Source organism: Shimazuella sp. NTD250 (assembly GCF_059510375.1).
In genome coordinates, this window is the sequence record NZ_JCAJZS010000001.1 from 901,728 (window position 1) to 910,600 (window position 8,873).

General features: G+C 38.4%; 9 protein-coding genes. 2 read left to right on the forward strand and 7 right to left on the reverse strand.

Annotation, left to right across the window (positions count from 1 at the left end):
* The first annotated feature begins 141 nt into the window (after positions 1-141).
* A complete protein-coding gene (cshA, locus tag AC5WOF_RS04805; RefSeq protein ID WP_496048796.1) occupies positions 142-1,611 on the forward strand; it encodes a degradosome RNA helicase CshA in 1,470 nt (489 codons plus the stop codon).
* 656 nt (positions 1,612-2,267) lie between these two features.
* Here the strand turns inward: cshA and AC5WOF_RS04810 are convergent.
* The 7 genes from AC5WOF_RS04810 to AC5WOF_RS04840 all read right to left on the reverse strand — a co-directional run bounded on the left by AC5WOF_RS04810 (position 2,268) and on the right by AC5WOF_RS04840 (position 7,264).
* Positions 2,268-2,621, reverse strand: coding sequence for a hypothetical protein (locus tag AC5WOF_RS04810; RefSeq protein ID WP_496048797.1), 354 nt, complete (start codon positions 2,619-2,621; stop codon positions 2,268-2,270).
* A gap of 43 nt (positions 2,622-2,664) precedes the next feature.
* On the reverse strand, positions 2,665-3,336 hold the full coding sequence (locus tag AC5WOF_RS04815) for a hypothetical protein (RefSeq protein WP_496048798.1): 672 nt from the start codon (positions 3,334-3,336) through the stop codon (positions 2,665-2,667).
* Positions 3,337-3,419: 83 nt separating this feature from the next.
* Complete coding sequence (locus AC5WOF_RS04820) at positions 3,420-3,677, reverse strand: HPr family phosphocarrier protein (RefSeq protein ID WP_496048799.1); 258 nt, start codon at positions 3,675-3,677, stop codon at positions 3,420-3,422.
* Positions 3,670-4,626, reverse strand: coding sequence for a DNA-binding protein WhiA (gene whiA, locus AC5WOF_RS04825; protein ID WP_496048800.1), 957 nt, complete (start codon positions 4,624-4,626; stop codon positions 3,670-3,672). Before whiA ends, AC5WOF_RS04820 begins: the two co-directional genes overlap by 8 nt.
* 64 nt (positions 4,627-4,690) lie before the next feature.
* A complete protein-coding gene (locus AC5WOF_RS04830) occupies positions 4,691-5,722 on the reverse strand; it encodes a gluconeogenesis factor YvcK family protein (protein WP_496048801.1) in 1,032 nt (343 codons plus the stop codon).
* Positions 5,683-6,555 (reverse strand): RNase adapter RapZ, encoded by an 873-nt coding sequence (rapZ, locus tag AC5WOF_RS04835; protein WP_496048802.1) that lies wholly within the window; start codon positions 6,553-6,555, stop codon positions 5,683-5,685. Before rapZ ends, AC5WOF_RS04830 begins: the two co-directional genes overlap by 40 nt.
* Before the next feature lie 274 nt (positions 6,556-6,829).
* The gene (locus tag AC5WOF_RS04840) at positions 6,830-7,264 is read right to left on the reverse strand and encodes an Lrp/AsnC family transcriptional regulator (RefSeq protein ID WP_496048803.1); all 435 of its coding nucleotides are present in this window, start codon (positions 7,262-7,264) and stop codon (positions 6,830-6,832) included.
* A 367-nt stretch (positions 7,265-7,631) separates the two neighbouring features.
* Here AC5WOF_RS04840 and pcaD point away from each other — a divergent pair, with 367 nt between their 5' ends.
* Positions 7,632-8,450 (forward strand): 3-oxoadipate enol-lactonase, encoded by an 819-nt coding sequence (gene pcaD, locus AC5WOF_RS04845; protein WP_496048804.1) that lies wholly within the window; start codon positions 7,632-7,634, stop codon positions 8,448-8,450.
* Positions 8,451-8,873 lie beyond the last annotated feature (423 nt).

Here is an 8,873-nt window from a genome sequence, read left to right on the forward strand (position 1 = left end):
GTTCCGGGGTCCCCTCTCGCGAAGCGGATCAGCGGATTTGCTCATCTGGAGTTAGATTCTTGCATCCTGCAACATAGGATGAGATTTTATACAAATAATAAGAGAAACAACCACAAATTAATTAAAGGAGTTTTAAACACATTGAAACCTTTTTCCGAGCTAGGATTAAGCCCACAGCTTCTGCAAGCCATCAGTCAAATGGGTTATGAAGAAGCTACCGACATCCAAGCAGAAACCATTCCTATCACTCTTTCAGGCCAAGACCTTATCGGGCAAGCACAAACCGGAACAGGAAAAACCGCAGCGTTTGGAATACCTCTTGTCGAGCGCATCGATACACATGATGAAAGTATTCAAGCTTTGGTCATCGCACCTACCAGAGAACTCGCTATTCAAGTTGCTGAGGAATTAAATCGAATCGGTCAATTTAAACGCGTTCGCGCATTACCTGTTTATGGCGGCCAAGATATTGACCGCCAAATCAGAGCACTAAAAAAACGACCTCAAGTTATCGTCGGTACACCAGGTAGACTACAAGACCATCTTCGTCGAAAAACCATTCGCCTGCAAAATATCCAGATCGTTGTGTTGGATGAAGCAGACGAAATGCTAAATATGGGCTTCATCGAAGATATTGAGGCTATTTTGGATCAAGCACCATCTGAGAGACAAACCTTGCTTTTCTCTGCTACCATGCCTGAACAAATTCGCAAATTGGCAAATAAATTTATGATTGACCCTATGCAAGTAAAAGTAAAAGCAAAAGAAGTTACCATGCCAAACATCGAGCAATCTTTTATTGAACTTGCTCCTAAGCAAAAGTTTGATGTTTTATGTAACCTGCTCGACATCCAATCTCCAGAACTAGCCATCATCTTTGGACGTACCAAAAAACGCGTAGACGAACTTACTGAGGCGTTGAGCAAGCGAGGTTATGCTGCGGAAGGACTGCATGGTGACCTCAACCAAACTCGCCGTGATACGGTTGTACGCCGTTTTAAAGAGGGTACAATCGATATCATGGTCGCCACAGACGTCGCTGCTCGCGGACTCGATATCTCAGGAGTAACCCATGTCTATAACTTCGATATCCCTCAAGAGCCTGAGAGCTATGTCCACCGCATCGGCAGAACTGGCCGTGCAGGGAAAACAGGGGTAGCAATCACCTTTGTCAGTTATCGTGAAATGGATCACCTTCGCTATATCGAACGAATGACCAAGAAAAAGATTAAACGAGAAGCAATCCCAACGATCCATGAAGCGTTAGAAGGTCAACAGTTAACTGCAATGGAAAACTTACGCAGTACAGTGGAAGAAAAAAATTATGGTTCTTATCGCGAGCTCGCTAAAAAACTGTTAGAAGAACATGATTCTGTAGCACTTGTAGCAGCAGCTCTCAAAATGATTACCAAGGAACCAAATAAGACAAAAGTAAACATTTCCGATCTAAATGCACCAGGAAGATTACGTACACCAAAAAAACCAGAGAGAAAAACAGAAAAGAGAGTTTTTCCTAAAACAAAGCGAAGTAATGGAAAAGGCGGCTCTTTTGCTTCTGGGAAACAAAAAAATCGTTTCGTTGAGAAAAAGAAACGAGCGAAGAATAGATAAAACGATTTTTCTAGAATGACATTCTTCAAAAAAACAAACACAGGGAATAGCAACTTCCTCAATAATTACCGGATTATTTATTTAATCCGGTTTTTTTATTTCTATTCAAGAATTAGTATCCATTGATTGAATTATCTTATTTATTATAGTATGATTAAATCGTAACATCAAAGATTATGTTACTCATCTTGCATCACTCATCCGTACGTCCTGACGTCTTTCGTCTAAGCATCACGCATCCTGCATCTTTCGTCTGAGCGTCTCGCATCTTACGTCCGAGCATCTTGCGTCTTGCATCTTACGTTTGTACGACATTACGTACAAATGGGTCGGTCACAAGCCTGTAATTCGACCCCGACATAAAAAATACAGCCGAACCTAACATCAGGTTCGGCTTTCTTCTGTTGGATGAATATGAAGAATAAATTTAATGACATAATCGTACTAAATAATTTACAGAAAATAATGGTTAATTTATAATAGAATAATCGACATGCATCCAGTTTACATTCTGTCCATTGGATCGGTCTGAGTTCCCCTACACAGCGGATCTTGATACGGGCTTTGGCGTTTGGGTTGTACTGTTGTGACTGGTCAGGCGCATGTAGATCATGTGCCGACCAGTCCCCAACACAAAAATACAGCCGAACCTAACTTTAGGTTCGGCTTTCTTCTGCTGGATGGATATGAAGGATAAAAGGATTTAGCGGAGCTGCTTGTGTAACTTTTTTTCTTACTTGTGCTTCAATCATGGCATAATTACGAGGCTTAACACCAGGTTTTACATAGATATCCATGATAATATTGCGACCTGTATACTCCATTTTTGCCCGGTAAACAGCATCAACTGTTTTTGCAGCTTGAACCATCTTACTCTCTGGATAACTCACATAACTATAGGAACGAGAATCATTATCCAAACCTGTTCTTCTCTCAGGGGCTGCTGTACGTTGACAAGCCGTAAGCAAAAGACCAAAACATAAAATAATCCAACCTATTTGTCGAAGCATGTTTCCCACCTCCTAAAAGTAGTTTGTCTAGGTAGGGTTATCTTCATGCTTCAAAAAGGTTGGATGTGAAATCTTCCTGTTTAAATCTATATTCTGTCAATACTAAAACAGACATAAAAATCAATTCGGTAAATGAACCAAGTGCGTAATATTCAACAAAGAAAGCAATCGCTCCGAGTAAACTAACAAAGAGACATCCAAAAAATAGGATAGACCATTGCATTCTTTTCCACACCACAAAGGATGTAAGAATCATCGGTACAAAAGCAAATAGCATCGAAATTGAAAACGGAGATTCGCTCACAATATACCGGTCAATCCCATTTATAGAAATTGCTTCCATATGAACCCACAAAAAATCATGAAAAACTCCAATGATGGTCACGATGAAAGTATAGAGGTTGAACAATACTTTGATTGCTACACTTTCCACCCATCTCGCTCCCGTTCTCCGAAGAAAATCTAAAGATACAAAGGCTAGTGTAGGGATGAGTAATACATGCAGGAGATAACGAATCATACTTAGCATCTCCAATGTTTCTCCAAACCCAATCCATCTACCGCATAACAAGACAAGATTATCGTACGCAAGGGCTATGATTAGGAAAAAAACCCAAGCTGTTCCCCAAAACGGGGATTCCTGAAAGAAACGAAAACAACAAAAGAATAAAACCATACAACCCAATACAAAAAGAGGGTAAAGTAGAATATCCATGTTGTTGTCCTCCATGTCATTCTTCATCACCCTCCATCATAACAAAATTTAGCCTTCAACCTTGTTATAATTGTGACACTCTCTTAACTTTTTTCTTGCACGATCTCTACCAATCGTTCTACAGCTTCCTGTTCGTCTCGTCCTGATGCTTCGATTGTAATCTCTGTCCCTTTATTAACAGCTAAACTCATAACACCCATAATACTTTTCGCATTTACTTTGGCTGTGCCTTTGATCACATAAATCTCCGACGAAAAACGGCTTGCTTCACGAACAAAGTATGCTGCTGGACGGGCATGTAGGCCAACATCTAAAGTCACTATTACGTTTTGATTATACACTGTCATTTTCCCCCAATTTGTCTCGTAGTTGTTTGGCCAGCTCATCAATTTTTCGCATACGGTGATTCACCGCAGATTTACTAATTTTCCCGCTTGGAATTAACTCTCCTAGTTCAGTAAAATTTACTTCTGGATATTGTAATCTCAGCTCCGCTACTTCTCTGAGTTTTTCAGGTATATTATCCAGTCCATGATGTTCTGCTATCAACTCGATATTTTCTTTTTGCCGCATCGCAGCCTGTACAGTCTTATTAAGATTTGCAGTCTCACAGTTTACCAACCGATTGACTGAATTTCGCATATCTTTCATGATGCGAACGTTTTCAAAGTGAAGGAGTGATGGGTGAGCCCCAATAATATTTAGGAATTCACCAATTTTATCTCCTTCTTTCATGTAAACGATGTAGCCTTTCTTCCGTTCAATCATTTTGGGATTCAGATGATATTCCTCCATTAATTGCTGTAAGGATTCCGCATGATCGTGGTAGGTTGTCATGATTTCCATATGATAAGAACCACTATCAGGATTATTGACAGATCCACCAGCGAGAAAGGCACCTCTTAGGTAAGAACGTTTACAACAAGAATTAACGATTAAAGTGGAAGAAATCCCTGGGATTCGCTGCCACGTCTCAAGTTCAAAAATCGCCAAATCTGCAAGTATTTTAGCTGAATTTTGATGAAGACGGATAGAATACACATTATTTTTTCTCAGCCTGATCTTTTTTCTTACAAGTACTTCTGGTTGAACTTGATACAATCCACGCAATAAGGAAAACATATGTCTTGCAGTAGAAGGACTCTCTGTAACAAGTTCCACCATTAGTTGCTTATGTTTGATTTCAAGTATACCATTCATGCGGACTAATGCTGATAACTCAGCTCTTTTGCAGCATGGTTTGGTTTCCATTTTTGTTAGTTCTTTTTTTGTATCCGAAGTAAACGACATGATTTGTCCCTTCTAGCTACTTTACTTACTATCCATTTTAATGGATTCCCACACTTATCCGCAACTAAACTCCCTGATACTCCCTTAATCTTCCACGAACTAACCTTAAGATGTGTTTGCTGATCCGATAAGCATCATGCCTTAGTAAGGTTCGATAGAGCAGCAAGTTATCCATGATTGGATGGCACCCTTGACGCATGATCTCTTCTAAATCTGGTAGAACCATGCTTTGCTGACTGCTAGCATACCGCTCCTTTAAAAAAGAAGGAGGGACTTCATTATTCAGCAATGTAAAATCAAACAAGCCAGGCCCAACATGATCATAAATAACGCGAATATGATCGCTCGCTGAGAAGCCATCTGTTTCACCATGCTGCGTCATAATGTTACAAATATAAATTTTACAAGCATTGGAATTCCGAATCTCATCTGCCATCCCTTTCACTAGGAGATTTGGAAGTATGCTTGTATATAAGCTTCCTGGACCTACAATTATCCCATCCGCTTCTCGAATGGCTTCTATCGCTTCTTCTTGCGGCTTTGGACTTGGCGGATGGAGAAACACTCGACGTATTTTCTTCCCAGCCTTGGGAATTTGAGACTCTCCTTTGACAATCGTTCCATCCATCATTTCTGCTAAGAGCACCACATCTTGCTCACTCGCAGGGAAAACCCTTCCATTTATGGCGAGCACTCTACTCAATTCTTTGATTGCTGTAGTAAAATCACCTGTGATCTCTTGCATGGCAGCAATCATTAAATTACCTAAATTATGTCCTGCTAGTCCGTTTCCATTTTGAAAGCGATGTTGAAAAACTTTCTCTAACAGCGGCTCTGTATCAGCCATTGCGATTAATACATTTCGAATATCGCCAGGCGGGGGCATCTGTAGATCATTACGCAATCGACCTGAGCTACCACCATCATCTGCGACTGTCACAATGGCTGTGATCTCTACAGGAAACTTTTTGAGACCTCTGAGCAAGACTGATAACCCTGTACCTCCACCAATACAGACCATCCGCGGGTATTGTTTTTTCCGTTTCATACCTGTGCTTAACCGCCTTTCTCCATATCTCGGTGTTTCACTTGGCATCTTTCCTGATCCTTCAATGTATGATATAGATGCTCGGCAATTGCCACAGAACGGTGCTTACCCCCCGTACAACCTATCGCTACCACGAGTTGAGACTTACCCTCTTTTTTATACTGTGGTATAAGAAAAGTTAGCAAATCTATTATCTTTTCTAGAAACAGTTTGGTCTCTTCCCATTTCATCACATAATCAGAGACGATCTTTTCTCTGCCTGTTTGCGGACGCAATTCATTAACATAATGTGGGTTAGGTAAGAAACGCACATCAAAAACTAAATCAGCGTCAATGGGAATTCCATGTTTGAAGCCAAATGACATAAATGTAACAAATGCATCTGTCTTCGAGGCGTTCTGTAATGTTTGAATCTGCTGTTTGAGTTCAAGTGGTCGAAGTCTGCTAGTGTCAATCACATTATCTGCTTTTTCTCGAAGCTCCTGCAATAACACCCTCTCTTGCCGAATACCATCAAGTGGTGTTCCGTCAGGCGCAAGCGGATGTCTTCTTCTTGTCTCTTTATATCTCCGGACAAGTGTATCATCATCTGCCTCAAGGAAAAGGATTTGATGATGGATTCCATACTGTTCCTCCAATTGTTTTAAAGAGTCTAACAAGGTGGAGAAAAATGCTCTGCCTCGCAGATCGATAATAAGTGCTACTTTTTGTAGTTTCCCATTTGATTGACCCAATAGCTCAGCAAATTTAGATATAAGGATTGGTGGAAGATTATCTACACAAAAGTAACCGAGATCTTCAAAACACTGAGCTGCGACTGTTTTTCCTGCTCCAGACATACCTGTAACTACAACAAGTTGAACTTCATTATGTTTCTGCATAGCCCACACTCCGCTTTTTCTTATGTTTTTTACTATAGCACCTTTTCCATCAATAAAAAAGCAAGTGAAGAGATAGACATGGCATTGGCATAAAATAATATATTTAATTTAAATATAATACTTAATAAGTAATTTTTACTAGTGAAAATTTATAGGATATTTTAGGAAAACAATTTCAGTAAACACAACTATAAGAAAATACAAACAACCTACAAAATAGCAGGCTGTTCGTTGGTAATTTTCAAGTTTTTGTCCCTATCATATAGGTAGAAATTTATTTGGACTCACCTAGTATCGTTTTCGATTGTATTGGTGTAGAAAGTATTGTCATTGTTTTGGTAAAACCATACTTGCTGCAGTCTATAATGAACTGATCCATCGTTTTTAATGAATCAGTCACTATTTTTAAGATATAATTGAAATCCCCACTCAATTGGTACATCTCCATAACCTCTTTAGATTGTTTACAAAATTCGAATAGATTCCCACAATCATTAGCTTGTACCAATACAAATGAGGTAATTTGTTTCCCCAGTTTTTCAGGATTTACCACCGCATGATAGCCAGTAATAACTCCTTGTTCTTCTAATTTCCGCACTCGTTCACTAACTGCTGGTTGAGTCATATTAATTAGCCGTCCCAACTGAGAGATCGTAGTCCGTGCATTCTGCTGCAATAATTCAAGTATTTTTACATCTGTTTGGTCCATTGTTAAGATTCATCTCCCATCATTACATAGAACAAAAGTCACCTTTTATATTTCCTTTTAATTTAAAAGCAAATCAAACCATATGCTTTTATTTTTCCATGTATTCCTCCATCAAAAGCAAGTATTATTAATACATAAAAAGGAGGGCACACACAAAGAAGTTCCGATTCCATATGATCTATTATAATCAATATGTGCAAATACACATTATTATTAATACTAACGTTTTAAAATAAAATATTAGCTAAATATATTTTATCAAATGAACTAGCAGATTTCATTGTAATAAACAATTTATCACCTAGAAGCAAGCAGTTATTAGATTTAAAATCATAAATCCATTATTTTTAAAAGGAGAATTAGGAAAATGACAAGCGAATTAAAAACCAAAGGTATTCTAAAACATTTTACTACTGGCGATAGAAATCGTATAGCATATCAGTTCGATGGATCAGCAGACGCACCGGTATTGGTTTTGGCAAATTCAATTGGTACTACACTCAACATGTGGGATGGACAAATTGCAGAATTATCGAAACACTTCCATGTTTTACGTTATGACTTTCGTGGCCATGGTTCTTCAGATGCACCATCAGGAGCATATTCTATTGACAGAATGGGACGAGATGTAATCGAGTTGATTGACTCTTTGCATATCAAACGAGTTCATTTCCTTGGACTATCACTAGGTGGTGCAGTGGCACAGTGGCTAGCAATTCATCACCCAGAGCGAATTGAGAAACTGATCTTATCCAATACTTCATCCTATTTAGGTCCAGCCGATCAATGGGATGAATTGATAAATTCGCTAAAGCAAAACAAAGATTTGTCTGGATTAGCTGATATGTTTATTGGAAATTGGTTTCCACCATCTATGTTGAAAGAAAAAAATGATATTGTATCAACGTTTCGAGATATGGTACTTTCTACTGATCCAAATGGATTTATGGGAGCATTCGCAGCAATTCGTGATTTAGATATGCGTAGAACAGTAGCACTAATTAATAGTCCAACATTGGTGATAGCTGGAGAAAAAGATACAGTAACTCTCCCGAGTCATGGAGAATTGATCGCTAAAACAATACCTAATTCCAAACTAGTCATGTTACCAGCTGTTCATTTGTCTAATATAGAACATACAGACAGATTCCACAGTGAAGTTATTGAATTTTTGCTTTCGAAGTAAGGGAAAAGAATTAGAGACATGTCAAATTTTCAATTGGATAATGCAGTGGGGCTGGGTTTGGTGGTTTAGTTATAGGATATTTCACTGTTGAAAACAGGAGTTGGATAGCTGCTATATTCATATTGGTTGCACTTTTAGTTTCTATGTATTTTTTTTCCATAAGCAAAACCAAAAACTCTACTTTCCCTTAAGCTATAAATGTAAAAAATACTCTTTCTATAAATAAATTTGCAAAGAGTATTTTTTATTCTCTAAATTCTCTCAAACTATTTGATTATGGTTTGTTGAATGATTAATGTTTTGATCTATTTTTTACATGCTATAAGCCATTAGTTTATGCATATGTGTTATATGAAATCTTGACTCAGTTTTATAAGCTTTCTTTTTTAAAAAGAAAAAACCTACCGTTTATGGTAGGTTTTC

Coding starts and splice junctions, on each gene's coding strand:
- AC5WOF_RS04810 (WP_496048797.1), bottom strand. CDS start 2,621: ATGCTTCGACAAATAGGTTGGATTATTTTATGTTTTGGTCTTTTGCTT.
- AC5WOF_RS04815 (WP_496048798.1), bottom strand. CDS start 3,336: ATGGATATTCTACTTTACCCTCTTTTTGTATTGGGTTGTATGGTTTTA.
- whiA (WP_496048800.1), bottom strand. CDS start 4,626: ATGTCGTTTACTTCGGATACAAAAAAAGAACTAACAAAAATGGAAACC.
- AC5WOF_RS04830 (WP_496048801.1), bottom strand. CDS start 5,722: ATGCCAAGTGAAACACCGAGATATGGAGAAAGGCGGTTAAGCACAGGT.
- rapZ (WP_496048802.1), bottom strand. CDS start 6,555: ATGCAGAAACATAATGAAGTTCAACTTGTTGTAGTTACAGGTATGTCT.
- AC5WOF_RS04840 (WP_496048803.1), bottom strand. CDS start 7,264: ATGGACCAAACAGATGTAAAAATACTTGAATTATTGCAGCAGAATGCA.
- pcaD (WP_496048804.1), top strand. CDS start 7,632: ATGACAAGCGAATTAAAAACCAAAGGTATTCTAAAACATTTTACTACT.